20 protein-coding genes, 1 tRNA gene and 1 pseudogene are annotated in these 24,554 nt (G+C 63.8%); 13 read left to right on the forward strand and 9 right to left on the reverse strand.

The features are described 5' to 3' along the window. Both LDB26_RS17420 and LDB26_RS17425 read right to left on the reverse strand, forming a co-directional pair. Nucleotides 1-1,302, reverse strand: coding sequence for an isoprenylcysteine carboxylmethyltransferase family protein (locus tag LDB26_RS17420; protein ID WP_257539374.1), 1,302 nt, complete (start codon nucleotides 1,300-1,302; stop codon nucleotides 1-3). Between the two features lie 49 nt (nucleotides 1,303-1,351). Then, nucleotides 1,352-1,975 (reverse strand): DUF1345 domain-containing protein, encoded by a 624-nt coding sequence (locus LDB26_RS17425; protein WP_257539375.1) that lies wholly within the window; start codon nucleotides 1,973-1,975, stop codon nucleotides 1,352-1,354. A gap of 112 nt (nucleotides 1,976-2,087) precedes the next feature. Here LDB26_RS17425 and ruvA point away from each other — a divergent pair, with 112 nt between their 5' ends. From ruvA to LDB26_RS17440, 3 genes are all read left to right on the forward strand, one after another. Further along, nucleotides 2,088-2,696 carry a Holliday junction branch migration protein RuvA gene (gene ruvA / locus LDB26_RS17430; RefSeq protein WP_257539376.1) on the forward strand — a complete coding sequence of 203 codons (609 nt, stop codon included), beginning with the start codon at nucleotides 2,088-2,090 and terminating at the stop codon, nucleotides 2,694-2,696. Next, nucleotides 2,693-3,715: a Holliday junction branch migration DNA helicase RuvB gene (gene ruvB, locus LDB26_RS17435; RefSeq protein WP_062062156.1), complete on the forward strand. Its 1,023-nt coding sequence runs from the start codon at nucleotides 2,693-2,695 to the stop codon at nucleotides 3,713-3,715. Before ruvA ends, ruvB begins: the two co-directional genes overlap by 4 nt. 95 nt (nucleotides 3,716-3,810) lie before the next feature. Next, nucleotides 3,811-5,589, forward strand: a complete 1,779-nt coding sequence (locus LDB26_RS17440) for a long-chain fatty acid--CoA ligase (RefSeq protein WP_231746374.1) — start codon at nucleotides 3,811-3,813, stop codon at nucleotides 5,587-5,589. 160 nt (nucleotides 5,590-5,749) lie between these two features. Here the strand turns inward: LDB26_RS17440 and LDB26_RS17445 are convergent, their stop codons facing one another. Genes LDB26_RS17445 through LDB26_RS17455 form a run of 3 tightly spaced genes read right to left on the reverse strand, consistent with a single transcriptional unit; the run spans nucleotide 5,750 to nucleotide 7,376 of the window. Beyond that, nucleotides 5,750-6,151, reverse strand: coding sequence for a hypothetical protein (locus tag LDB26_RS17445; RefSeq protein ID WP_257539377.1), 402 nt, complete (start codon nucleotides 6,149-6,151; stop codon nucleotides 5,750-5,752). 52 nt (nucleotides 6,152-6,203) lie between these two features. Then, a complete protein-coding gene (gloB, locus tag LDB26_RS17450) occupies nucleotides 6,204-6,938 on the reverse strand; it encodes a hydroxyacylglutathione hydrolase (protein ID WP_257539378.1) in 735 nt (244 codons plus the stop codon). A 3-nt stretch (nucleotides 6,939-6,941) separates the two neighbouring features. After that, complete coding sequence (locus LDB26_RS17455; protein WP_257539379.1) at nucleotides 6,942-7,376, reverse strand: VOC family protein; 435 nt, start codon at nucleotides 7,374-7,376, stop codon at nucleotides 6,942-6,944. Nucleotides 7,377-7,479: 103 nt separating this feature from the next. Here LDB26_RS17455 and LDB26_RS17460 point away from each other — a divergent pair, with 103 nt between their 5' ends. Continuing rightward, entirely contained in the window at nucleotides 7,480-8,184 is a 705-nt protein-coding gene (locus tag LDB26_RS17460) for an SIMPL domain-containing protein (protein WP_257539381.1), read from the forward strand. Nucleotides 8,185-8,188: 4 nt separating this feature from the next. On the opposite strand, the gene LDB26_RS17465 is transcribed toward LDB26_RS17460, so the two are convergent. Together LDB26_RS17465 and LDB26_RS17470 are read right to left on the reverse strand one after the other, a co-directional pair. Then, nucleotides 8,189-9,058 (reverse strand): tetratricopeptide repeat protein, encoded by an 870-nt coding sequence (locus tag LDB26_RS17465; protein ID WP_257539383.1) that lies wholly within the window; start codon nucleotides 9,056-9,058, stop codon nucleotides 8,189-8,191. Next, a complete protein-coding gene (locus LDB26_RS17470; protein ID WP_373886214.1) occupies nucleotides 9,058-9,816 on the reverse strand; it encodes an alpha/beta hydrolase in 759 nt (252 codons plus the stop codon). The genes LDB26_RS17465 and LDB26_RS17470 overlap by 1 nt, the downstream gene beginning before the upstream one ends. A gap of 130 nt (nucleotides 9,817-9,946) precedes the next feature. Between LDB26_RS17470 and LDB26_RS17475 the strand changes: the two genes are divergently transcribed. From LDB26_RS17475 to LDB26_RS17490, 4 genes and pseudogenes are all read left to right on the forward strand, one after another. Continuing rightward, nucleotides 9,947-10,033: transfer RNA gene (locus LDB26_RS17475), tRNA-Leu, on the forward strand. 177 nt (nucleotides 10,034-10,210) lie between these two features. Beyond that, on the forward strand, nucleotides 10,211-11,404 hold the full coding sequence (locus LDB26_RS17480; RefSeq protein WP_257539385.1) for an integrase arm-type DNA-binding domain-containing protein: 1,194 nt from the start codon (nucleotides 10,211-10,213) through the stop codon (nucleotides 11,402-11,404). 105 nt (nucleotides 11,405-11,509) lie between these two features. After that, nucleotides 11,510-12,304, forward strand: a pseudogene (locus LDB26_RS17485) (efflux RND transporter permease subunit); the annotation flags it as partial. 243 nt (nucleotides 12,305-12,547) lie between these two features. Further along, nucleotides 12,548-13,651 (forward strand): NAD-dependent epimerase/dehydratase family protein, encoded by a 1,104-nt coding sequence (locus tag LDB26_RS17490; RefSeq protein ID WP_257539386.1) that lies wholly within the window; start codon nucleotides 12,548-12,550, stop codon nucleotides 13,649-13,651. 45 nt (nucleotides 13,652-13,696) lie between these two features. Here LDB26_RS17490 and LDB26_RS17495 read toward each other — a convergent pair whose 3' ends face one another. Further along, nucleotides 13,697-14,395: a GntR family transcriptional regulator gene (locus LDB26_RS17495; RefSeq protein WP_062062209.1), complete on the reverse strand. Its 699-nt coding sequence runs from the start codon at nucleotides 14,393-14,395 to the stop codon at nucleotides 13,697-13,699. A gap of 212 nt (nucleotides 14,396-14,607) precedes the next feature. Between LDB26_RS17495 and LDB26_RS17500 the strand changes: the two genes are divergently transcribed. The 4 genes from LDB26_RS17500 to LDB26_RS17515 are packed head-to-tail and all read left to right on the forward strand — an operon-like array spanning nucleotide 14,608 to nucleotide 19,407. Continuing rightward, nucleotides 14,608-16,896, forward strand: a complete 2,289-nt coding sequence (locus LDB26_RS17500) for a TonB-dependent receptor (protein ID WP_257539387.1) — start codon at nucleotides 14,608-14,610, stop codon at nucleotides 16,894-16,896. A 5-nt stretch (nucleotides 16,897-16,901) separates the two neighbouring features. Next, on the forward strand, nucleotides 16,902-17,504 hold the full coding sequence (locus LDB26_RS17505) for a malonic semialdehyde reductase (RefSeq protein ID WP_257542184.1): 603 nt from the start codon (nucleotides 16,902-16,904) through the stop codon (nucleotides 17,502-17,504). Nucleotides 17,505-17,507: 3 nt separating this feature from the next. Beyond that, nucleotides 17,508-18,398 carry a Rieske (2Fe-2S) protein gene (locus LDB26_RS17510; protein WP_257539388.1) on the forward strand — a complete coding sequence of 297 codons (891 nt, stop codon included), beginning with the start codon at nucleotides 17,508-17,510 and terminating at the stop codon, nucleotides 18,396-18,398. A gap of 13 nt (nucleotides 18,399-18,411) precedes the next feature. Beyond that, a complete protein-coding gene (locus LDB26_RS17515) occupies nucleotides 18,412-19,407 on the forward strand; it encodes an aromatic ring-hydroxylating dioxygenase subunit alpha (protein WP_062062221.1) in 996 nt (331 codons plus the stop codon). A 100-nt stretch (nucleotides 19,408-19,507) separates the two neighbouring features. Here LDB26_RS17515 and LDB26_RS17520 read toward each other — a convergent pair whose 3' ends face one another. Further along, a complete protein-coding gene (locus LDB26_RS17520; protein WP_062062223.1) occupies nucleotides 19,508-21,769 on the reverse strand; it encodes an NADP-dependent malic enzyme in 2,262 nt (753 codons plus the stop codon). Between the two features lie 164 nt (nucleotides 21,770-21,933). Between LDB26_RS17520 and mutS the strand changes: the two genes are divergently transcribed. Then, nucleotides 21,934-24,543, forward strand: a complete 2,610-nt coding sequence (mutS, locus tag LDB26_RS17525) for a DNA mismatch repair protein MutS (protein WP_306812041.1) — start codon at nucleotides 21,934-21,936, stop codon at nucleotides 24,541-24,543. Nucleotides 24,544-24,554: the final 11 nt, after the last annotated feature.

A 24,554-nucleotide genomic window follows, 5' to 3' on the forward strand; every position in this document is an offset into this window, starting at 1 on the left:
TCATTCCGCCGGTTGAAGATCGCCTTCGACCGGCCTTTTCCGTCCCGCGATCCATGCAAAGAAGCGGGGGATGGGCGCGTTGCGTTCCATCCATTCGCTATAGGCGCGATAATCGGGGTCGGCGGACAGATGCTTTTCCTCCGTCCTGGCGCGCCAGAAATAGACGGCATTGGTGGCTGCCAGCAGCGCGCAGTTGCGGACCAGATCGGTCAGGCTGCCTGAAACCGTGAGGAAGGGCAGCGAGGAGAACCACCAGAACAGATTCTTCGAGAGGTAAGCCGGATGGCGCGTCCAGCGATAGGGGCCATGCGTCAAGATGCCGCGATGGGTGAGGTTGGAAAAGCGGATGCCGAACACGACTGTCGCCCAGGCATAGATGCCGGTCAGCAGCACCAGCCAGCCGCCCAGCAACCATTGCAGCGCCGTGTGCCCTTCCGTCCACATATCCCATTCCGCGCCGCCCGCATGATAATCGAGCGGGCCGCCATTCCCCATCAGCACGAAGGGCGGATAGCAGATCAGCGCCGCGACCCATCCGGCCAGATAGGGATTGGCCGTGCGGATGTGGGAATCCAGCGGCTTCATCGTCAGCATGTAGCCGACCGTCGCCATGCACACGTCGATCATGAACATGACCGCGATCAGGAACGCCGCCAAGGCTACAGGATGGGAAAAGGCTTCGTCGATCCGCCACTGGACGACGCTGGCGAAATTGCCCGGCACGATGGAGACCATGAAGGCGAGGAAGAAGCCCTTCACGGCCCATGCCCGCGCATGATTGGCCACTTCGCGCATGTCGGGCGCGCCCGCAGATCCGCCGATCACCCATTGGCCAAAGGCGTAGCTGGCGTCGCGCGGATCGATCAAACGCCGGTCGAGCCAGATGACATAGGGAACGGACAGCACCAACAGCCATGGCGCGGCGACCATGAACAGATCCATCGAAAAACGGTAATTGCCGTCCCAATACCAGCGCGCGACGCAGTAGAAGATGGCGAGGGCGAGCCATGTCGCCCACAGGCCGGCGATCTTGACGAGGCTGATGTCGCGCACCTCGCTCCACGGCCGCGCCGCGCCCTTCCAGTCGATGCCGGTGGAGGCATTGCGGTGCACCTTGTCCACGATCAGCGACCACAGCACCATCGGCACCCCGCAGGCGGCCACGGCGGCAAGGCCCGCATTGGGACCATCCATGCCATAATGCCGCGCAATCAGCGTCCACAGGCCAAGCCCGGCGAGGCCAGCAAGGCCGACTCCATGGCTGACGGCGGATTTGGGGCGGACTGCAGCGGGATTCGTCATGGTCCCGACTTTAGGGCGAAATGGTAATCAAGCCGTGAAGGCGCTGCCCCTATCCGCCCAGCACGTTGATCGTGAAGGCCAATATGCCAAGGTTGAAGACGAAGGCCGCGATGCAGTGGAAGATGACCACGCGGCGGACCTCCATGACGTTGATCGACACGTCCGACGTCTGGAAGGTCATGCCCAGCGTGTAGGAAAAATAGATGAAATCCCAATAGCGCGGCTCTTGGGTGGCAGGGAAATCCATGCCGCCTTTGTCCTTCCCCTTTTCATCGGCGACATAGAAGATATGGGCATAATGCAAGGCATAGATATGGTTGGAAAAGAGCCACGCCAGCGCCAGCGTCGCCAGCACTAGCGCGATGACGGCCCGATCCGGCCCGCCATGCTGCATGACCGCCACGCCGACTGCGACCAGTATGACCAGCGAAACGATGCCGGTCAGGATCAGCATCAGTTCGCGATTGGCGTCATTGGCCGCCGCGTTGCGGCGCATCGTCTGCGGATCGGCCTTCAGCAGCGCTATGGTGGAGAGCAGGAAGGCCAGCGCCGCCACATCGAACCCCGCCATCGCCGCTTCATGCCAGGGCAACACCAGCGCGAACGGCGCGATCGTGACCAGCAAGGCCAGGAACATGACATAGCGCCACGGAAAGACAGGGGATGTTTTCATGCCACGCATGGAAGGCGCAAAGCGCGCGCGATGCAAGAGGGGGAAGATATTGAGGGGTGGCGCGGCGCGCATTTGGCTGTAAGGAACAGATCATGACCAAAAGGCGCGGGGCATGATCGCGAAACTGAAAGGGCGGCTGGACAGCACCGGCATCGACCACGCCATCATCGACGTGGGCGGCGTGGGCTATCTGGTCGGTGCATCGTCGCGCACATTGGCCGCGCTGGGGCCGGTGGGCGAAGCCGTGACCGTGCACACCGAAATGCTGGTGTCGGAGGATTCGATCCGCCTCGTCGGCTTTGCGCGGGGGGAGGAGCGCGACTGGTTCCGCCTGCTGATCGGCGTGCAGGGCGTGGGATCGCGGGTGGCGCTGGCCATCCTGTCGGCGCTGGAACCGCTGGAACTGCACCGCGCGGTCGCGGCGGGCGACAAGGCGATGGTCGCGCGGGCCAATGGCGTCGGCCCCAAGCTGGCGCTGCGGATCGTCAATGAACTGAAAGACAAGATCGGCGTGGCGCCCACGGCCGCCGGGCCTCTGGGGTCGGGCGGCGTTTCGATTTCGGCAGGCGGATATGGTGCCGATGCCTTGTCCGCGCTCCAGAATCTGGGCTTCCGCCCCGCCGAAGCCAGCGCGGCAGTGGCTGCGGCGGAAGAGGAGCTGGGCGAGGAGGCAACCCTTGACGCCCTCGTCCGCCTCGCCCTGCGGAAGGCGGCGAAATGAGCGACGAGGACCGCCTGATCGCCTCCACCCGCCGCGCTGAGGATGTGGACGCGGCGCTACGTCCCAGGACGCTCGACGAATTTATCGGGCAGAAAGCGGCGCGGGAGAATCTGCGTATCTTCATCGAGGCGGCGAAGGGGCGCGGCGAGGCGCTGGACCATGTGCTGTTCTTCGGTCCGCCCGGCCTTGGCAAGACGACGCTGGCGCAGATCGTCGCGAAGGAAATGGGCGTGGGCTTCCGCGCCACGTCCGGCCCGGTGATCGCCAAGTCGGGCGATCTTGCCGCGCTGCTCACCAATCTGGATGAAGGCGACGTGCTGTTCGTGGATGAGATCCACCGGCTCAATCCCGCGGTCGAGGAAGTGCTCTATCCCGCGATGGAGGACCGCGCGCTGGACCTAATGATCGGCGAGGGGCCGTCGGCGCGGTCGGTGCGGATCGACCTGCCCCGCTTCACGCTGGTCGGCGCGACGACGCGGCAGGGGTTGCTGACGACGCCGCTGCGCGACCGCTTCGGCATTCCGGTGCGGCTGCAATTCTATACGGTGGAGGAACTGGAACTGGTGGTGCGGCGGGCCGCGCGATTGCTGGACCTTGGCATCACCCCCGACGGCGCGGTGGAGATCGCGCGCCGGTCGCGGGGCACGCCGCGCATCGCAGGCAGGCTGCTGCGCCGGGTGCGCGACTTCGCCAATGTCGCGGGCGCGGCGGCCGTCGACGCGAAGGTAGCGGACGCGTCGCTCAGCCGTCTGGAGGTCGATCATCTGGGGCTGGACCTGATGGACCGGCGTTACCTGACGATGATCGCGGACATCTATCGCGGCGGGCCGGTCGGCGTGGAAACGCTGGCGGCGGGGCTTTCGGAGCCGCGCGACACGATCGAGGAAGTGATCGAGCCTTATCTGATCCAGCTTGGCCTCATCGCCCGGACGGCGCGGGGGCGCTGCCTGAACGGGCCGGGATGGAAGCATCTGGGCCTCAATCCGCCCGCCGGATCACAGGACGGCCTGTTCGACTGAAACCCCAAAACAGCATGGCCGTTACGGCAGAGCGCCGTTATAGCTGCACGGGCGACAGGCGCGCGGCGGAACGGGCCGATAACAGGAGTGGGCCTTTGAGGGCAATTGAACGCTTTCCCAATCTGGTGACGATGTTCTTTGCGCGCGCGAAGGAGATGGGCGACGCCCCCTTCCTGTGGCGCAAGAAGGACGGCGCATGGCGTTCGATGAGTTGGACGGACGTCGCCTATGACGTGGCGGCGCTGGCGAGCGCGCTCCGGGCGCAGGGGCTGAAACCCGGAGACCCGGTGATGCTGGTGAGCGAGAACCGGCCGGAATTCTGCATCGCCGATCTGGCCATCATGGCGGCGGGCGGCGTCACCGTGCCGACCTACACCACCAACACCACGCGCGATCATCAGCATATCCTGACGGACAGCGGGGCGCAGGCGGTGATCGTGTCCACCGCGAAACTCGCCGCCACGCTGATGCCCGCCGTGCTGCGGTCGCAGGCGCGCTTCGTGATCGGCATGGAACCGGTGCGCGGGGCGCAAGGCCAGATCGCCTGCCATTTGTGGAGCGACCTGATCGCCGCGCATCCCACCGATATCGAGGCCTGCGCGCTGGAACAGACGGCGGGACGCGAAGATCTGGCCTGCATCATCTACACCAGCGGCACGGGCGGCGCGCCGCGCGGGGTGATGCAGCATCACGGCTCGATCCTCTGCAATATCGAGGGCGCGGCAAAGCTGGTTGCGGAGGATTTCGGATGGGATGACGAGGTTTTCCTGTCCTTCCTCCCCCTCTCCCACGCCTATGAGCATAGCGGCGGGCAGTTCCTGCCGATCATGCTGGCGGCGCAAATCTATTATTCCGAAGGGCTGGAAAAACTCGCCTCCAATATCGAGGAGACGCGGCCCACCATCATGGTGGTCGTCCCCCGCCTGTTCGAAGTGCTGCGCGCGCGGATCATCAAGTCGATCGAGAAACAGGGGAAGCTCCCCCATTTCCTGCTGCAACAGGCGCTACGGATCGCCGCGAAGGAGCAGCGCGGCGCGAAATCGGTGCTGGACCTGCCGATGAAGGCGCTGCTGTCGCGGACTTTGAGGCCCAAGGTGGCAAAGCGCTTCGGCGGGCGGATGAAGGCGCTGGTGTCGGGCGGCGCGCCGCTCAATCCCGATGTCGGGCTGTTCTTCGAGGCGATGGGGCTGACGCTGCTGCAAGGCTATGGCCAGACGGAGGCGGGACCGGTCATCAGTTGCAACCGGCCCGCCGCCGGCATCGCCATGGACACGGTCGGCCCGCCACTGGATGGCGTGGAAGTCAGAATCGCCGAGGATGGCGAGATATTGGCGCGCGGCGAACTGGTGATGCACGGTTACTGGCGCAATCCGGCGGAAACGGAAAAGGTGCTGAAGGACGGCTGGCTGCACACCGGCGACATTGGCGAGATCGATGCGCGCGGGCGCATCCGCATCACCGACCGTAAGAAGGACCTGATCGTCAATGACAAGGGCGACAATGTCGCGCCCCAGAAGGTCGAGGGGATGCTGACGCTGCAACCCGAAATCGGGCAGGCCATGGTGTCGGGCGACCGGCGGCCGCATCTGGTCGGCCTGATCGTGCCGGACGCCGAATGGACCCGCGAATGGGCAGCGGCGCAGGGCAAGGGCGTTGAAGGGGTCGAGAGCGATCCGGCCTATCTGACAGCGCTGCGGGCGGCGGTGGACCGGGTGAACCAGGACCTGTCCGTGATCGAACGGGTGCGGCGCTTCATCCTGGCGGACGAGCCCTTCTCCATCGAGAATGAAGAAATGACCCCGTCGATGAAAATCCGCCGCCACGTCATCCGCAAACGCTATCAGGAGCGGCTGGACGCGCTTTATAAGGCGTAGAGATTTATAGGCGCTGGGGACTGTTTTGGGCCAATAAGGGAAATTCCCGCCTCACTTCGTTCTTCCTGAGTAGCCCCTTCGACAGGCTCAGGGGCTACTCAGGAAGAACGGGGATGGAGAAAGGGGGCCATCCGCTCGCCCCATAACCGCCAAGCGGACGCTATTTGCCCGGCGTGCGATAAGGGGTGAAGTCGCCCAGCGCGCAAGTTCCCGTGGTCATGCCGATCGTGAGGTCCGCGCTTCTCGCGATGTCGCCCCGGCAATATTGCGATCCGAACGGCCGGATGATCATCGTGTCGCCGCGCGTCAGACCGGGACAACTGCCGATCAACTCATTCTTGTAGATGAGCTTGCTGCTCATCCTATAGAGGACGATATTGCCGCTGATGACGCGGAAACTGCCCTGCGGCCGCATGGTGACGCAGCTCACCTTTTCGCCGGGCACTTTTCCAGCGAGCGCTTTTTCCAGTTCCGCCGTCTGCTTTTCCGTCAGCCGGGGCGCTTCATAGCTCCCCGCGCAAGCCCCCAGCAACAGCGGTGCAAGCATGATCCCGAGACGCATGACGAACTCTCCTGTTTCCTGTTCTCAAGACGCCAGGATAGAGCAAAAACCGTCAGGCGGCATCCTTTGCCGCGCGCCTTTGCGCCAATTCCGCTACATCGTGCGCGCGCATGAAGATATTGGTGTTCCGTTCCAGGGCGATGGTGGTCGGCACGGTCGCCTCCCCCTGCGCCCGCGCGGCCTCGACGCTCTCCATCCTTGCGCGCAGGGCTGCATTGTCCGGCTCGACGGTCAGGGCGAAACGACCATTGGACTCCGTATATTCATGCGCGCAATAGACGGTGGTGTCGCCCGGCAGGGCGGCAAAGCGCTGCATATTGGCGAACATCTGCGCCGCTGTGCCTTCGAACAGGCGGCCGCAGCCCATGGCGAACAGCGTATCGCCCACGAAGATGATCCCGTCATCGGCCAGATGATAGGCGATATGGCCCGCCGTATGAGCAGGAACCGCCATCACCTGCGCGACATGATCGCCGATGCGGATGCTGTCCCCTTCCCCGACCGTCCGGTCGAGCGTGCCGATCTTCGCGGCCTCCGCCGCCGGGCCGGTGATCGTGCAGCCGCCCCAATCCTTCGCCGCCGCCTTGATTGCCGCATTGCCGCCGACATGATCGCCATGCCAGTGCGTGTTCCAGATCTGGCCGATGGTCCAGCCCCGCTGCGCGGCGGCATCCAGCACCGGCTCCGCCACCGCCGGGTCGACCGCGACCGTATCCCCGCTGGCCGGATCGTGGATCAGCCAGACATAATTATCGGAGAGGACGGGAACGCGGACGACTTCCAGCATGGTTTACCAGACTCCCGTATTGGGCATCGACGCCCACGGCTCGGCCGGTTCCAGATGGCCATCCTGCAACAGTTCGATGGAGATATTGTCAGGCGTGCGGATGAACGCCATGTGCCCGTCGCGCGGCGGCCGGTTGATCGTCACGCCGGCATCCATCAGGCGCTGACACGTCTCGTAGATATTTTCGACCCGGTAGGCGAGATGGCCGAAATTGCGCCCGCCGGCATAATCTTCCGGCGCGCTGCCGTCCTGCGCGGGCCAGTTGTAGGTTAGTTCGACCTGCGCGGACTCGTCACCCGGCGCGGCCAGGAAAACCAGCGTGAAGCGCCCCTGCTCATTATCGAACCTCTTCTGCTCCTCAAGACCGAGGAGGTTGAAGAAAGCGATCGTCTTGTCGATGTCGGCAACGCGGATCATCGTGTGCAGATATTTGGGCAAGCGAAACTCCATTCGTCACGATAAGCAACGGTTCATCTCAGGCGCGGCAGGAACCTTTCCAAGATAGGACGGGTTGGTCCGTGAAGGAAGAGGGAGGATCGGCATGGCGCTGGAAATGCGGGACAAGGTTTTGCTGGGCTGCGCGGGATTGCTGGCGATGGGCGTGGTGAGCGGCGGCTATCTGCTGGGCGATGGGCTCAAGCGCGCGAAGGCGGCGGATCGCTCCGTCACCGTGCGCGGCCTTGCGGAAAAGGATGTGACCGCCGACCTTGCCACATGGTCGATCAGCTATTCCGCCAATGGCTTCGACCTGCCCACGGTGCGGACCGAGATCGACAATAATACGAAGGAACTGAAAGCCTATTTCGCGAGCCTCGGCTTCAAGGCCGATGCGCTGACGCCGATCGGCGCGGGCGTGAACCAATATATGAACAATGGCGTCAACAACATCACCATCACGCAGCGGATGCTGCTCCGCACGACCGATATTGCCCGCGCGCAGCGGGCCGTGGCGCAGCAATTCGACCTCGTCCGGCGCGGCGTGACGGTGCAGGAGGGATCGGGGATGCGCTACAGTTTCACCAAGCTCAACGACGTCAAGCCGCAGATGGTCGCCGCCGCGACCAAGGATGCGCGCGCCGCCGCCGAACAGTTCGCGCGCGACAGCGGCGCCAGCGTTGGCGGCATCAAGAGCGCCACGCAGGGCTATTTCTCCATCGAGCCGCGCGACGGCGAAGCGGAGGGGTCGAGCGACACGCCCTACAAGAAGGTACGCGTCGTCACGACCGTCGATTTCTACCTGAACTGAGCGGTCAGGGCGCGGGCGGGAGGCGGGTGAGATTATCCGCCGCCGCCTTGCCAGCGGGCGCTTCAGGAGCCAGCTTGACGGCCCGCTGCCAGGCCGAGCGCGCGACATCCGCATGGTCGGTGAGGATCGCGATATTGCCTTCCTCCAGCGCCACAGAGGCGTCATCGGGCGACAGTTGAACGGCCCGGGCGATATGCGCCTGCGCCAAAGGCATTTCCCCCATGCGACGCGCCAGGGTGGCGGACAACAGCCAGCCAAGCGGGTCCTTGGGCGCTTGTTCCAGCGCAATGTCGAGCGAATCCCGCGCCCCCTGATGATCGTTCAGCGCGACAAGGGCGCGGGCGCGGTCCAGATGCGCCTCGCCCTTTTCGATCCCGTCGGGCAATCCGCGCGCCAGCGCCGCGTCGAAATCCGCCTTTGCCTTGGCCGCGTCTCCCCCCGCCAGCGCAGCATTGCCCGCCTGCGCCCAGAGCCGCGCGCTTTGCGCCATTTCGCCGGTGCGTTCGGCCTCGTCCGCCGCCTGTTCCAGCGCGACGATGGCGGGCGCCCAGCGTTCCGCGCGCGCATAGGCAAAGCCCATGCAATGCCGGGCGTAGAAGTTGCCGCCTTCGATCCGCCATTTCTCGGCAAAGGCCACTCCCTGCTCGGGCGACTGGAGCGCGGCGTCGATGCAGGCCTGAAAAGGTGCGGCATATTGGGGCGGGACGGGGATCATGCCGTCCTTCGCCTCTTCCGATGTCCGGGGCGCGGGCGCGCTTTCCGCAGCGGCGGCGCGTGCTTCGACGGCCTCCTTGCGCTTGCGGTTCATCACCGCCTCGATCTCCGGATCATAGGCCTGGGGTATGAGCAGCAGGAGGGGAAGAAGGAAGGGCATCAGAAATTGTCCAGCAGACTGGCGACGGTACGGATCAACAAGGCGATGTCGCTGTCGCGCGAAAGGCGGTGATCGCCGTCCTTAATCAGCAGCGTCTGCACATCGGATGAACGCACCTGCCGCGCGATCCGCAGCGCGATTTCCCACGGCACGTCGGGATCGGCCTGACCCTGGAGCAGGCGGATGGGGCAATCGAGCGCGATTTCGCCCTCCAGCACCCTGAGCGCCTGTCCCGATTCCCAGAAGCCGAGCGTCGTTACATAGGGCTGATCGCCATAAGGCGTCGGCTCGACGAGGCGGCCTTGCGCGGCCAGCGTCGCCCGGTCGGCTTGCGGAAATCCCCATTCGGTGAAATCGGGCGCCGCCGCTATGCCCACGATCCCCGCCACCCGATCCGGCCGGGCGAGCGCGATCAGCAGGGCCAGCCATCCGCCCATGGACGATCCGACGAGCAGCAGAGGCCCCTGCGTCAGCGCATCGATCAGCAACAGGGCATCGTCACGCCAGCTGGCCAGCGTGCCGTCCTCGAACATCCCTTCGCTCGCGCCATTTCCCGCATAGTCCAGCCGCAGCATGGCCCGCCCCGTTTCCGCCGCCCATCGATCCAGCGCAACAGCCTTCCCGCCTTCCATGTCCGACATATAGCCGGGCAGAAAAACGATGGTGGTGCCCTTCCCGGCGCGATGGCGATAGGCCAGCTTCAGCCCATCGGGGCGCGGAAAGAAGGAAGGGGGCGACGATGGCGGGATATCCGGAATCTGATCCTCCTGCGGGATGAAAGTCTTTCCCGACCCTTTAGAAGGTCCGATGCGCGGAGTCAGAAAAATTATGCGGCGGATATGATTGACAGCCCCCCGACCAACGGCTAATCGCGCCCACCTACCCCGTGCCCAGATGGCGGAATTGGTAGACGCACCAGCTTCAGGTGCTGGCGATCGCAAGGTCGTGGAGGTTCGAGTCCTCTTCTGGGCACCATTTACCTGTTCGTCAATGTTCGCGAACGGTTGAGAAACCCACGGAATTCTGGGATAAATTGCTCCGAAACGTTCGGGAGCGTCCGCGTATGTTCGTCAAAAATCACTCGCTTTTGGGGGCATCAGAGGGGGCATATGCCCCGAATTGTCCCCATTGCGCGAATTTCGGTGCCCCCAGATGGCACTGAAAGACACAGAAATCAGGGCATTAAAGCCGCGCGAGAAGAACTATCGCAAGGCAGACAGCCACGGGCTATATCTTGAAGTCTTCCCCAACGGTTCAAAGCTGTGGCGCTGGAAGTTCCGCGCTGGGGGGAAGGAAAAGCGCCTAGCGCTGGGGGCATATCCGACTGTCTCACTCAAAGATGCCCGCGCGAAGCGTGACGAAGAGAAGGCAAAACTGCTCGGGGGCATGGACCCCGCACTTGAGCGTAAGCGCGGCAAGGTCGCCGCCAAGATAAGCGCGGCGAACACATTCGCTGCGGTGGCCCGCGAATATATCGAGACAAAAATGGTCGGGGAGGCGCGCGCCGAAGCGACGGTCAGCAAGGCGCATTGGTTTCTTGAGCAGCTAGAGCCTGCCATCGGCACCATGCCAATCGCTGAGGTCGATCAGCAAATGCTACTAGCAGCTCTGATGCGCGTGCAGATGCGCGGCCGATATGAGACGGCCAAGAAGTGTCGATCTTTCGCCAGTCGGGTGTTCCGGTACGCTGCCGCAACCGGACGATGCAGTTCAGACCCTGCCCATCTGCTCAAAGGTGCGCTCACCACTCCCAAGGCCAAGCACTACGCGGCTATCCTCGAACCTGCCAAGCTCGGCGAGCTGCTTCGCGCAATCGAGGCTTTCTCTGGAGGCCCCGTAACCAAGGCCGCCCTGCAGATCGCCCCGCATGTCTTTGTCAGACCGGGGGAGTTGCGTCATGCCGAATGGTCCGAGTTCGATCTTGAGGCAGGAATTTGGAACCTGCCTGCCGCCAAGATGAAGGCTCGGCGGCCCCACGCTGTGCCGTTGTCGCGACAGGTGAAAGACATGCTCCTCCAATTGCGCGACCTTACCGGCTCCGGGACATATGTGTTCCCCTCAGCCTATGGGCACTCGCGCCCCATGAGCGAGAACACCTTGAACGCCTCGCTTCGGCGCATGGGTTTCGACAAGGACGAGGTGACCGCGCATGGATTTCGCGCCACGGCCTCGACGCTTCTCAATCAGAGCGGACTTTGGAACCCGGATGCGATCGAACGGGCTCTTGCCCATGGAGAGAGCAACGCAACGCGCGGTGCCTATCATCGCGGGCTTTACTGGGATGAGCGTGTGCGAATGGCGCAGTGGTGGAGCGACTACTTAGATGAGCTAAGAAGAGTGGTTTGATTTGGTGCCCTCGGCGCGCCCAAGGAGTTTTGGTGCTCGTGTTTTATGTTGTTTGATATGACCGTAAAACAACGTTGCGTACAGGTGCAGTTGTCGGCGCCTAATGGCCAGTTTGTGCCGCTGGCCAGTGTCGCCGACATCCAGGTCGTGGATGGTCCCAATCAGATCAGCCGCGAAAATGGCAAACGCCGGGTCGTGGTGCAGGCCAATGTGCGGGGCCGCGACATTTCCAGCGTTGTCGGAGATGCCCAGGCAGCCATCGCTAAGGAGGTTCGCCTTCCCGCGGGCGCCTATCTGGAATGGGGCGGCCAGTTCGAAAATCTCGCCTCCGCGCGCGAGCGGCTGCAACTCGTGATCCCGGCCTGCTTCATCCTCATCCTCATGCTGCTTTACGGCGCCTTGGGGTCTGCCCGGGATGCGGCGATCGTGTTCACCGGTGTGCCGATGGCGCTGGTAGGCGGCGTGCTCGCGCTGTTCCTTCGGGGCATGGATTTCTCCATCTCTGCGGCGGTGGGGTTCATTGCACTGTCCGGCATCGCGGTGCTGAACGGTCTCGTCATGGTGTCGTCTATCCAGGAGCTGATGCGAAAGGGCATGGATCGGGCCGAGGCGGCCCGCACCGGCGCTATCCAGCGGCTGCGCCCCGTGGTGATGACCGCACTCGTAGCTAGCCTTGGCTTCGTACCGATGGCCTTGGGCACGGGAGCGGGGGCGGAAGTACAAAAGCCCCTCGCCACGGTCGTTATCGGCGGCCTTATCTCGGCTACCCTGCTGACGCTTTTCGTGCTGCCGACGCTTTATGCGCGATGGGGCCGCCGCGAAATGCCACTCGATGAGAATCTGGATGATGAACCTCATCCTCTGCTGGAGGGATCAGAATCACCACAGCCGCAACCCTGAACTGGCGCGAGAGCGCAATCTGCGCCCTCGTGTCTGGAACACGCGCCGCTGCGGCCTCTGGCCTGAACGCGCGGCAAGCGGCTCCTACAAATCGAACCTTGATATAAGACTTGCCATCGCCGCTTCGTTGCTCGCCATGATCGGCTTCGAGGTGTTCAAAGAACTTCAGCCGACACCGCTGGACAGATTCAGCCAACCGCCTTGCCACTTGTCTGGCGAGCCTGATCCTTTACTAAGCTTTCCATGGCAGCGCGGACAAAGAGACAGGTGGTGGTCGCAGGCGCTTCGGGCTTTGTCGGCCATGCTGCCGCGCGCCAGTTTGCAGCCAGCGGCTGGGACGTCATAGGCCTGTCCCGCAACAAGCCGTTCGCTGACATTCCCGGGGCGACATTCCTGCCGATCGACCTGCGTGATGCGGATGCGTGCCGCACGCTCGCGGCGTCGCTGCCGGATGCGACGCATCTGGTCTATGCCGCCGTCAACGAAACGCCGGGCGATCTGGTGGCCAGCTGGTCCGACCCCAGGCACGCGGAACGCAACGGCGCCATGTTCGCGAACCTGCTTGACGCATTGATCGACCACGCTCCGGGGCTGGAACAGGTGACGGTCGTGCACGGCACGAAGGCTTATGGCCCGCATGTGCCCGGCTGGCACATACCGGTCCCGCTCAAGGAATCGCATGCCCGCCCGCCGATCGACGATTTCTACTTCCGGCAGGAAGATCATCTGCGCGCCCGCGCCAGCAAGACGCTGCGCTGGACGGTGTTTCGCTGTCCCTCCATCGCCGGCGGCGGGCCGGGCGGCAATCTGAACGCCTTCCTTGCCATCGGTGTGTTCGCCGCGATCCGGCGGGCCGAAGGGCTGAATCTACCTTTCCCGGGCGCTGCGGACAATCATGGCATCATGGAAGTGATCGACGTCGATCTGCTGGCCCGCGCGATCGAGTGGGCGGCCATGGCGCCCACGGCCTGCAACGCGACTTTCAATATCGCCAATGGCGACGTTTACGCCTGGCCTGACATGTGGCCGCATCTCGCGCGCATCTTCGGCATCACGCCCGCTGGACACGATCCCATGTCGGTGCGCGCCTATATCCAGAATCGGGGGGCCATCTGGGCAGACATCGTCCGGCAGCACAGCTTGAGGGCATCGGAAGACGTAATGGCGTTCCTGGGCGAATCCGGGGCGCTGGCTGACTTCCTGCTGGGCAATTGCCAGCGCACGATGCTGACCAGCACGGTCCGGCTGCGGCAGGCCGGCTTTACCGACTGCATGGATACCGAAGACCGCATGGCATATTGGATCGGGCGCTGGCGCGAACAGGGCCTGCTGCCGCCAGCCGAATGAATGGCGAAGGGAGAAAAAGGCGCCCTATGGATTACCGGATGCCGATCAGGCTCTGGCGTCGGATACGAGCTTGAGCTGGCCGCTCTGCTTGAGCGCATCGATGACGATATCCCGCGCCGATCCGTAATAATCCTGAAGCAGCGCGATCGCCCGGTCGCCGTCGCGCGCCAAAACGGTGGTGATGAATTCGCCCTGGAAGGCGTGCAAGCGGGGCTTGTCCTGCGCTACCGGCATGCAGAGCTGGCGGTAGCGCGCAGCCTGTGCATAGAGAAGGTCGTGCATCCATAGCAGCCATTCATTCTGACACCCGGCGACCAACGCCTTGTGGAAGGCGCTATGCGCTTCGGCGAACAGATCGTCGGCCGCAGGCGATCCGTCCAGCGCCTCCAGTCGCCGTTCCATGCGATGGCAAGCCGCCAGCAGATTCGATTCCCATTCGACATCGCCGCTTTCCATCGAAGAGCGCAGGCACAGGGAATCAATCGCGGTGCGGGCCTCCGTCACTTTGACGAAATCCTCGATCGCGAGATCGGCGGCGCGAAAGCCCCGGTTCTGCTCCGACTTAACCAGCCCTTCCGCAATAAGCCGCGACAACGCCTCCCGCACCGCACCGGGGCTGACCTCCAGCGACTGGGAATAGGTGGATACGTTGATGCGGTCGCCCGGCTCAAGCCGGCAGGACAATAATTCGGCGCGCAGCCGGTCATAGGCCTTGAGGGTCTGGTTGCTTTCAAGGAGCGTCATGCTGGTTTGGCTAGCATGGACACCGCCTCCTCGCCAGCCCCGTTTTGCCGTCAAGTGGATCAATTATCTTTGATTTGACATATCATATTTTTTTCTTGACGAAATCGTCGATCAGTTCGATTAAATCGCCAATCGGCGCCAGTCCATGCGCCGCCATGTCGATCGAGTGCGATCCCGGGACACATCGGACGCTCGAAAAGGGGAGAATTGAAATGCGCCATCCAACCGCAACCTATCTGTCCGGCTGCGCCATCGCGGCCATGCTGCTGCCGCTGGCCGGCACGGCCTTTGCTCAGGACGAGCCCGCAATAGAACGGCCCGCTGGCGACGACATCGTCGTCACCGCGCGCAAGGTCGCGGAAAATGTACAGGACGTGCCCATTTCGATGACGGCGATCGGCGGCGCGGCCCTCGAACGCCAATCGGTTCAGAGCATCGCCGACGTGCAGCAGCAGGTGCCCAACCTGTTCCTGCAGGAATCCGCTTCGGAACCCCAGGCGCTCAACCTGTCCTTGCGTGGCCAGCGGCAGAACGACATCCTGCTGACGGTTGATCCATCGGTCGGCATCTATGTCGACAATCTTTATTATCCCCGCACGATGGGCCTACGCAACGCATTGGTCGACGTCGCACGGGTCGAGGTGCTGCGCGGGCCGCAGGGCACGCTTTATGGCCGCAACACGACCGGCGGCGCGATGAGCATCTATTCCAACGATCCGACCGACCAGATGGGCGCTTCGGTCGAGGCGAGCTATGGCAATTATAATGCCTGGGAGCTGATCGGCATCGCCAACGTGCCGCTCGGACAGGATGTGGCGCTGCGCGTGGTGGCGCAGCATCGCGAACATGACGGCTATGGCGAGAATGCCGCCGGCCAGGATCTTGCGAACGAGAATTCCACCTATCTGCGCGCCAAGCTGAAGGCCCAGCTGGGCGACCGCATCACCGCGACGGTCAGCGGCAGCTATCAGCGCGGATCGAACAACGGCCCGATCGTGAAGCTTGCCGGTCTCGCGCCGACCGCGATACCGGGCGGCAACGCCGTCGCGGAGGTCGCCCTGGAACTGGGCCTGCCGCTGACTGCCGAAGGCTTGACCGAGGCATCGGGCATTCTTGCCTCCTATGTGGGGGGCGATCCGTACAAGAGCGGGGTGCTGGGCAATACCAGTTCCTTCTTCGAATCCTGGAGCGTGGGCCTCGACCTCAATTTCGAGATCACCGACGATATCAGTTTCCGGTCGATCACCGGATACCAGCATCTCAAGCGGGCGAATTACAGCGACGCCGACGGGACGCCATTCGACATCATCTCCGCCGAGCGCCTGACGCCCCAGGATGGCTATTTCAGTCAGGAATGGCAGGTGCTGGGCAAGACCGGCATCCTGCAATGGGTGGCCGGCGTCTATATGGGCCTGGAATCGGGCCGCGAATATTCCCCCTCCGTGGCCCTTCCGATGCTGAGCGCAGCCAATCCTTCGGTCACCGACGGACGGGTGCGGAACAACACCTATGCCGGGTTCGGGCAGGTGACGGCGGAACTGGCGACCGGCCTGCGCCTGACGGCGGGCGCGCGTTATTCGGTGGACGACCGGCAGCTCATCGTCGCCAACACCACAGCGGGCCTGTGCGCCGTGCCTAAGGGCGGCTATGCCAGCACGATCGCCGGTGGGCCCAACAGCCAATGTCCGCGCAAGTTCAGTACGACATTCTCCGACCCGTCCTGGCTGGTCTCGCTCGATTACAAGGCGACACCCGGGATAATGACCTATGCCAAGGTCGCACGCGGCTATCGCACCGGCGGCTGGAATCTGCGCGGTCGTAACAAGATTGAGGGCTTTTCCTCCTTCAATCCGGAAACAGTCACCGAATATGAAGTGGGCTTCAAGTCCGACCTGTTCGACCGGATGCTGCGCCTCAACTTCGCGGCCTATTATGACGACTATAAGGGCATCCAGCGTTCCGCATCGGTAGCGACCGCGGGCGGGCCGCAAACCTTCGTCAATAACGCCGCAAGCGGACGGATTCAGGGGTTCGAACTGGAATCGACCCTGCATCTGGGCGACTTCACCCTCAGCGGATCGACTGGCCTGACCGACGCGAAATATAAGAGATTCCTGACCGCGACAGGCGACCGGTCGCACGAAAGCTTCGGCATTCCCAAATGGACGGCGGGCCTGAGCGGCCGTTATGTCGTGCCACTGGAATCGGGCGATCTGGCCTTCCAGCTCGACGGCAGCTATCGCTCGAAGATCGAACTGGTGCCCGAAACGCCAACTGTCAGCCAGGTTACGCAAAAAGCCTATGCGCTGGTCAATGGCCGCATCAGCTATGAGATCAAGGCATGGGATGCCGAGGTCGCGATCTTCGGCCGCAACCTGACCGACAAGGTTTATTATGAGATCGCCAGCAATCTGGAGTCGTCGATCGGCTATAACTATCTCATAACCGGCGATCCCCGCACCTTCGGCATCAGCTTCAAGAAGAAGTTCGGGGGCATTTGAACCAAATGAAAGGGGAGCGGGCGTTGCAATTGTACGGCGGAGCGTTGAAACAGCTTTTTACAGAGGCGCGGACACATAATAGCTGGCGGCAGGAAACGCTGTCGCCGGCGGATTTCCGGGCCATATACGATCTGTCGAAATGGGGTCCGACCACGGCCAACACCAATCCCGCCCGTTTCCTTTTCGTCCATACGGCAGAGGGTAAGGAACGGCTGAAGCCCTTCGTCTTTCCCGGCAATGTCGACAAGGTGATGAGCGCGCCCTGCACGGTCATCATCGCCTGGGACATGGCATTCCACGAAAAAATGCCGCAGCTTTTCCCCTCGCGCGACATGAGCGCCACCTTCGCGGGCAAGGACGCGCTGATCGCCGAGGTGGGTTTTCGCAGTTCAACGCTCCAGGGCGCCTATTTCATGATGGCGGCGCGGGCGCTGGGCTTCGACTGCGGCCCCATGTCGGGCTTCGACCTGGAGGGGGTGGACCGGGAATTACTGGCGGAACGGGGCTGGAAATCCAACTTCCTGTGCAATATCGGTCATGGCACGCCGGAGGGCCTGTTCCCTCGCAATCCCCGGCTCGATTATGAACAGGCCTGCGTGGAACTCTAGGCCATGACAGCGCGACCCTATTGGTGGGCAGTAGCTCATGAAGCGGACATTCCGGCCAGCAGGCCGGTTGCGGTCAAAGTTGGCGATCTGGCGCTGGTACTGTTCCGCGATGGCACCGGCGCAGTCGCCGCGCTGGAGGATCGCTGTGCCCACCGGCGCGCGCCACTGTCGTTGGGCGTGGTGACGGCGGAGGGACTGGTGCAATGCCCTTATCATGGCTGGCGTTACGAAGGGGCCAGCGGCAAGTGCCGAGCCATCCCGAATTTTTCAGCGCAGGAAAAGGTGCCCGGCAATTTCGGTGTCCGTCCCTTTGCCACCCGGATCGTCGACGGCTTCGTTTTCGTCTGGACCGGCGACAGAGGGGACGTGGGGAACGAGCCATCGGCCACGATGGATGCGCCCGTAGGAGCGACAACGGCCCGGCATGCGCGCGCCTTGCCCTGTCCACACGCCATGTATGCGGCACTGATGCTGGACCGGCCCGGCGTTCTGCTGTCTATCGGCGGGATACGCTTGCTCGACGATTTTCGCTGGGGCGATCCGCGCCGGGAGGAAAGTGCGATAGTGAGCGAATTCGGGGCGGTCTGGTCCGGCAAGCGCCTTGACCGGTTGCCTTCCAGCCCGCCGCTCACCCTGCGCGTTACCGTCGCTGCCGGAACAGCCGCCACGCATGTCACGTTACGGGACGAAGCGGACACTATGATCGCAGCTGCCTTCCTGGCCGCCACGCCGCAAGGCGCGATGGTGACGCAGGTGCAGCTAGCGGGCTGGGCGACCGATGGCCCCAGGGGCAAGCCGGCTACCATCGCCATCCGCCCGTCGCTCGATGTAGAGGCCGTCGCCCGCACCCGTGTCGCTGCCCTGCCCGACTGGCAGGCGTTGTCGGCTGTTTGAGAGGATCGATGCCATGACCATGACGATGGATGCCACCGCGCCCGACCCGGCCGCGTCCCGACAGGTTCCCTGGACACCAGGCAGTTTCGCGCTCAGCCATGCCTGGTTCCCGCTGGTGCATCTGGCCGAATTGGGCAGAATGCCCATCCGCCGCATGATCCATTCGCAAAGCTATATCATCCGCAGGACCGGCGAGGGGATCGTCGCCAACCGCGACAGCGCTTCGGGTCCGGCGGCCCCGGTGATCGCCCGTTACGGCTTCGCGTGGATATGGCATGGCGATCCGGCCGAGGCGGATGACGCCTTCATGCCCGACATCCCCTTCCTGCCGCGCGACCGATTGCAACCCGGCTATGCGCGGGACACCAATTTCTTCCACTGCACCTACGAGCTGGTGCTGGAGAATATACTGGACCTCACCCATATCGATTTCGTCCATCGCAACTTCTCCGGCCCGGAGGATTCGGACGAAGATACGGTCCGTTTCGAATCGACATCCGAAACGGTGACGATGATCCGTACGATCCGGAACAAACAGACGTCGGACTATCAGCGGGACGTGCTGGGCATCACCGCGCCTTTCCAGGACCAGCATGTCTTCACCCATGTCTTCATCCGCAGCGGCGTATGCTTCCTACATTCGCACTATAGCGCCGCGCCCTCCATGCCGCTGATGCAGAGCAATACACCCGAGTCCCGTTTCATGACCCGTGCCAGCGTGGTGTTTGGCATCCAGCAATGCGACTCGCCGGCCTATCGCCGCGCCTGGCCCCGGACCGGGCCGACGGTGGCCGCGCAGGACGAAGCCATGCTGGACCCGCAGAACCCGCGCTATCTGAATGACCCCGGCAAGGCCGATTTCTCAACCCGGTTCGACGCCGCTGGCCTGCATTTTCGCAGCCGCTACAATGCGCTGGTCGAGCGGCAGAAGGCTGGCGATTTCGCCTATATGCCAGATTATCTCGACGGCAACGATGTCGCGGAGGTGCTGAAGGTCAGGCGCGTCTGACTATGTCCGTGCCGCCAGCCATATGAACGATCGGTTCCATTCTTCCTGACACTGCCGCCCATGCCAGGCGCGCCCGCCATCGGGCAAGCGGCAGCGCGCCCTACAGCGCGATACCGCCCGCGCTCAGCACAGCCAGCGTCAGCAATTCCGAGGCGTTGGACGCCATGGTCGCGATCTGCACCGATTTTTCCATGCCGACCAGCATCGGCCCGATCATCGACGCGCCGCCCAGTTCGCGTAGCAGCTTCGCGGAGATGTTGGCCGACTGAAGCCCCGGCATGACAAGGATATTGGCCGGACCCGACAGGCGGCTGAAGGGGTAGCTTTTCATCACGGCGGGGTTGAGCGCCACATCGGGCGCCATTTCGCCCTCATATTCGAAATCCACCTTGCGCTCGTCGAGCACCTGGACGGCGTCACGAACATTCTCCAGGAAGCTGCCGGGCGGATTGCCGAAGCTGGAATAAGAGAGAAAGGCGACGCGCGGATCATGTCCCATGCGACGGGCGACAGCTACCGTGCCCTCAGCAATATCGGCCAGTTCCTGCGCGCTGGGACGTTCATGGACCGTGGTGTCGGCAAGGAATACGGTCTGGCTTTTCGACACCATGATATGAATGCCGAAGGGCGTGTGGCCCGCCGCCGGATCGATCACCCGCTTCACTTCCCGCAGCGTCTGGGCATAGGGACGGGTGACGCCGGTGATCATCGCTTCGGCATGACCCATCTTGAGCAATAGCGAGCCGAAGATATTGCGGTCGCGGTTGACCATCCGCTCGCAATCGCGGCGCAGATAGCCCCGGCGCTGGAGCCGGCCATAGAGGATGTCGACCATTTCGGGCACCAGCGGCGAATTGACGCTGTTGTGCAGCTCGAAGCTCTCCGGATCACCGACGCCCAGCGCCTTGAGCTTGTCATAGACGTCCTGCCGCCCCACCAGCACCGGAATGCCATAGCCCATTTCGCGGAACTGGATCGCCGCGCGCAACACGACTTCTTCTTCCGCCTCGGCGAATACGACGCGCTTGGGATTGGCCTTCGCCGTTTCATAGGCGGAGTTGAGCACCGAGGTCGTGGGATTGAGCCGGGCTTTCAGGGAATGACGATAGGCGGCCATGTCCGCGATCGGCTTTTGCGCCACCCCGGTATGCATCGCCGCTTGCGCGACCGCGGAAGGCACCAGTTCCATCAGGCGCGGATCGAAGGGAGCGGGGATGATATATTCAGGACCGAAAATCTGCGCCTTGCCATAGGCCTTGGCGACTTCCTCCGGCACCTGCTGGCGCGCCAGTTCGGCGATGGCCTGCGCGGCGGCGACCTTCATCGCCTCGTTGATCGTCGTCGCCCGCACGTCCAGCGCGCCCCGGAAGATGAAGGGGAAACCCAGGACGTTGTTGACCTGATTGGGATAGTCCGAACGACCCGTCGCGACGATGGCGTCGGGCCGCGCCGCTTTCGCTTCGGGCGGGGTGATTTCCGGATCGGGATTCGCCATGGCGAAGATGATGGGCTTGTCGGCCATATGCTTCACCATGTCCGGCGTCACCGCGCCCTTGACCGACAGGCCAAGGAACACGTCCGCGCCCTTCATGGCTTCGGTCAGCGTGCGGGCGTCCGTCTTCACCGCATGGGCCGACTTCCACTGATTCATGCCCTCGGTGCGACCTTGCCAGATCACGCCCTTGCTGTCGCACATGATGACATTGTCGTGCGCCACGCCCAGCGCTTTTATAAGCTCCGTGCAGGCGATGGAGGCCGCGCCCGCGCCGTTCACCACGACCTTCATGTCCTTCATCTCGCGCCCGGTCAGCAGCGCTGCGTTGATGACCCCCGCCGCCGCGATGATCGCGGTGCCATGCTGGTCGTCGTGAAAGACCGGGATGTTCATCCGCTCCTTGAGCGTCTGTTCGATGATGAAGCATTCGGGCGCCTTGATATCTTCAAGGTTGATGCCGCCGAAGGTCGGCTCCATCAGCTCCACCGCATCGATGAAACGGTCGACATCCTCGGTCTTGAGTTCGATGTCGATGGAATCGACATCGGCAAAGCGCTTGAAGAGGACCGACTTGCCCTCCATCACCGGCTTGGACGCGAGAGCGCCGAGATTGCCGAGACCGAGGATCGCCGTGCCGTTGGAAATAACAGCGACCAGATTGCCCTTGGCCGTATAGTCATAGGCGGTGGAGGGATCTTCCGCGATGGCGCGCACCGGCACCGCGACGCCGGGCGAATAAGCAAGGGAAAGGTCGCGCTGCGTCGCCATGGGCTTGGACGCGATGATCTCGATCTTGCCGGGACGCCCGGTCGAATGGAAGAACAGCGCCTCGCGCTCCGAAAACTCCACATTCGACTTGTCTGTCATCGTCCCACTATCTCCGGCTTTGATCTCCTCCGCCCTAGCGGCAACGCACTCTTGTGGGCAAGCGCGAGAAACGTCTTTTTCGTGCTCTTTCCTGCGCGGCCCGTTGCCGCTATCCGCAAGACATGCGCGCATCGAAGGATAACTCCGCTTCCCAGGCAACGCCCATGATGGCGCAATATCTCTCGCTCAAGGCGGAAGCGCGGGATTGCCTGCTCTTTTATCGCATGGGCGATTTTTTCGAACTGTTTTTCGACGATGCGAAGGCAGCCGCCGCCACGCTGGACATCGCGCTCACCAGCCGGGGGGAGCATGACGGCGCGCCGATCCCGATGTGCGGCGTTCCGGTGCACAGCGCGGAAAGCTATCTGGCACGGCTGATCAAGGGCGGGCATCGCGTCGCCATCGCCGAACAGACAGAAACCCCGGCGGAGGCCAAGGCGCGGGGGAGCAAGGCGCTCGTGGCGCGGGCCATCGTGCGCTATGTAACGGCAGGCACGCTGACCGAGGAAACGTTGCTCGACGCACGGCGCGACAATATGCTGGTGGCGATCGCCAGCGTGGGCGGCGAGGGATCGGAGGAGATCGGCCTTGCCGCCGCCGACATCTCCACCGGACGGTTCGAAACGATGACGCTGCGCGCCGCCGACCTGCCCGCTGAGCTGGCGCGATTGCGGCCGAGCGAAACGGTGGTGGCGCAGGGCGCGGAGATCGAACTGCCCGACATGCATGCCTTCGACCGGGCCGCCTTTTCCAGCAGCCGCGCCGAAGCGGCGTTGAAGCGCCTGTTCGGGGTCGCGACGCTCGACGGGTTCGGCCAGTTCGACCGGGCGGAACTGGCCGCGATGGGGGGCCTGATCGGCTATCTCGACCATGCGGGCAAGGGGAAGCTGCCCTTCCTCGCGCCGCCGCAGCGCAAGACGCGGGGCGCCCATGTCGCCATCGACGCGGCCACGCGGGAAAGCCTGGAGATCATCGCGACCATGGCGGGCGCGCGGGCAGGCAGCCTGCTGGGCGCGGTCGACCGCACCGTGACGGGCGCAGGTGCGCGGCTGCTCACGCAGGATCTGGCCGCGCCGCTGATGGACCAGCCGATGATCGAGGCGCGGTTGGGCCTTGTCCAGCTTTTCCATGACGATGCGATGTTGCGCGACCAGTTGCGCGGCGCGCTGCGCGCCTTGCCTGACATCGGCCGCGCATTGGGCCGGATCGCGCTCGGCCGGGGAAGCCCGCGCGATCTGGGGCAACTGCGCGACGGGCTTGGCGAAGCGCGGCTGCTGCGCGAACGGTTGGGCAGGCTTTCCGATCAGCCGGTGCTGCTGGCGCAACTGCTCCCCGCGCTCGATGGGCATGGCGAACTGGTAGATGCCCTTTCCCGCGCTATGGTCCTGAGCCCGCCGACCGAAACGGCCAATGGCGGCTACATCGCCGATGGCTACGACCCCGCGCTCGATGAACTGCGCCGCATGGCAGGCGACGGACGACGCGCCATCGCCGCGCTGGAAACCAAATATCGCGAGCAGACCGGCATTTCCTCGCTCAAGATCCGGCATAATGGCGTGCTGGGCTATCATGTCGAAGTGCCTGCCCGCGCCGCCGACGCGTTGATGCAGCCCGATAGCGGATTCACCCATCGCCAGACGCTTGCCGGTGCGGTGCGCTTCAATTCGGTCGATCTGCATGAGGAAGCGGGGCGCGTCGCGCAGGCGGGCGCGCATGCGCTGGCGGCCGAAGCCGCGCATCTGGAGGAACTGATCGCCGCTGCGCTGGCGCGCAAAGCCGATATTGCCCGCGCCGCTGATGCGCTCGCTCGGCTGGATGTAGCGGCGGCGCTCGCTGAACGGGCAGCGGAAGGCGGTTGGCAGCGGCCCCATTTCGTGGCGGACGACGGCGCGGGACCGTGCCTCGACATCGTAGGGGGGCGGCATCCGGTGGTGGAGGACTCGTTGCGGCGCGAAGGGCAGCCCTTCGTTGCCAATGACTGCCGCCTCCATGAAAGCGACCGGCTGTGGCTCGTCACCGGGCCGAATATGGGCGGTAAATCCACCTTCCTGCGGCAGAATGCGCTGATCGTGATCCTGGCGCAGGCGGGCGCCTTCGTGCCAGCGCAGGCGGCCAGGCTCACTCTTGTCGATCGCCTGTTCAGCCGCGTCGGCGCATCGGATAATCTGGCGCGTGGGCGGTCCACCTTCATGGTGGAAATGGTGGAAACCGCCGCCATTCTCTCACAAGCGACGGAGCGCAGCTTCGTCATCCTGGACGAAGTGGGGCGCGGCACCTCGACCTATGACGGCCTCGCGCTGGCGTGGGCCGTGGTGGAGGCGGTGCATGAGGTCAATCGATGCCGTTGCCTGTTCGCGACCCACTATCATGAACTGACCCGGCTGGCGGAGACATTGCCATCCTTGTCGCTCCACAATGTCCGCGCGCGGGAGTGGAAAGGCGATCTGGTCCTGCTGCACGAGGTGGCCGACGGTCCCGCCGATCGCAGCTATGGCCTTGCCGTGGCGCGCCTTGCGGGCCTTCCCGCCGCCGTGCTCAGGCGGGCGAAGGACGTCCTCGCGCGCCTCGAAGCAGGCAAGGCCAAGACCGGCGGCATCGCGGCGGGGCTGGACGACCTGCCCCTCTTCGCCGCCGCTGCCGCGCAGGAGGAGGCAGACGCCGATCCCCTGCGCGAAGCCATCGACGCCATCGACGCGGACGCCCTTTCCCCGCGCGAGGCGCTCGATCACATATATCGGCTGAAACAACTGGCGGCAGCGCGGGACGAGCATTAGATAACAAACAG

The organism is Sphingobium sp. CFD-1, assembly GCF_024611115.1.
GTDB classification, from domain to species: Bacteria; Pseudomonadota; Alphaproteobacteria; order Sphingomonadales; family Sphingomonadaceae; genus Sphingobium; species Sphingobium baderi_A.

What these genes read in the sequence shown, in the direction of transcription:
- LDB26_RS17420 (WP_257539374.1), bottom strand. Translation starts at nt 1,302, where the DNA reads ATGACGAATCCCGCTGCAGTCCGCCCCAAATCCGCCGTCAGCCATGGA.
- LDB26_RS17425 (WP_257539375.1), bottom strand. Translation starts at nt 1,975, where the DNA reads ATGAAAACATCCCCTGTCTTTCCGTGGCGCTATGTCATGTTCCTGGCC.
- ruvA (WP_257539376.1), top strand. Translation starts at nt 2,088, where the DNA reads ATGATCGCGAAACTGAAAGGGCGGCTGGACAGCACCGGCATCGACCAC.
- ruvB (WP_062062156.1), top strand. Translation starts at nt 2,693, where the DNA reads ATGAGCGACGAGGACCGCCTGATCGCCTCCACCCGCCGCGCTGAGGAT.
- LDB26_RS17445 (WP_257539377.1), bottom strand. Translation starts at nt 6,151, where the DNA reads ATGCGTCTCGGGATCATGCTTGCACCGCTGTTGCTGGGGGCTTGCGCG.
- gloB (WP_257539378.1), bottom strand. Translation starts at nt 6,938, where the DNA reads ATGCTGGAAGTCGTCCGCGTTCCCGTCCTCTCCGATAATTATGTCTGG.
- LDB26_RS17460 (WP_257539381.1), top strand. Translation starts at nt 7,480, where the DNA reads ATGGCGCTGGAAATGCGGGACAAGGTTTTGCTGGGCTGCGCGGGATTG.
- LDB26_RS17465 (WP_257539383.1), bottom strand. Translation starts at nt 9,058, where the DNA reads ATGCCCTTCCTTCTTCCCCTCCTGCTGCTCATACCCCAGGCCTATGAT.
- LDB26_RS17480 (WP_257539385.1), top strand. Translation starts at nt 10,211, where the DNA reads ATGGCACTGAAAGACACAGAAATCAGGGCATTAAAGCCGCGCGAGAAG.
- LDB26_RS17490 (WP_257539386.1), top strand. Translation starts at nt 12,548, where the DNA reads ATGGCAGCGCGGACAAAGAGACAGGTGGTGGTCGCAGGCGCTTCGGGC.
- LDB26_RS17495 (WP_062062209.1), bottom strand. Translation starts at nt 14,395, where the DNA reads ATGACGCTCCTTGAAAGCAACCAGACCCTCAAGGCCTATGACCGGCTG.
- LDB26_RS17500 (WP_257539387.1), top strand. Translation starts at nt 14,608, where the DNA reads ATGCGCCATCCAACCGCAACCTATCTGTCCGGCTGCGCCATCGCGGCC.
- LDB26_RS17505 (WP_257542184.1), top strand. Translation starts at nt 16,902, where the DNA reads ATGAAAGGGGAGCGGGCGTTGCAATTGTACGGCGGAGCGTTGAAACAG.
- LDB26_RS17510 (WP_257539388.1), top strand. Translation starts at nt 17,508, where the DNA reads ATGACAGCGCGACCCTATTGGTGGGCAGTAGCTCATGAAGCGGACATT.
- LDB26_RS17515 (WP_062062221.1), top strand. Translation starts at nt 18,412, where the DNA reads ATGACCATGACGATGGATGCCACCGCGCCCGACCCGGCCGCGTCCCGA.
- LDB26_RS17520 (WP_062062223.1), bottom strand. Translation starts at nt 21,769, where the DNA reads ATGACAGACAAGTCGAATGTGGAGTTTTCGGAGCGCGAGGCGCTGTTC.
- mutS (WP_306812041.1), top strand. Translation starts at nt 21,934, where the DNA reads ATGATGGCGCAATATCTCTCGCTCAAGGCGGAAGCGCGGGATTGCCTG.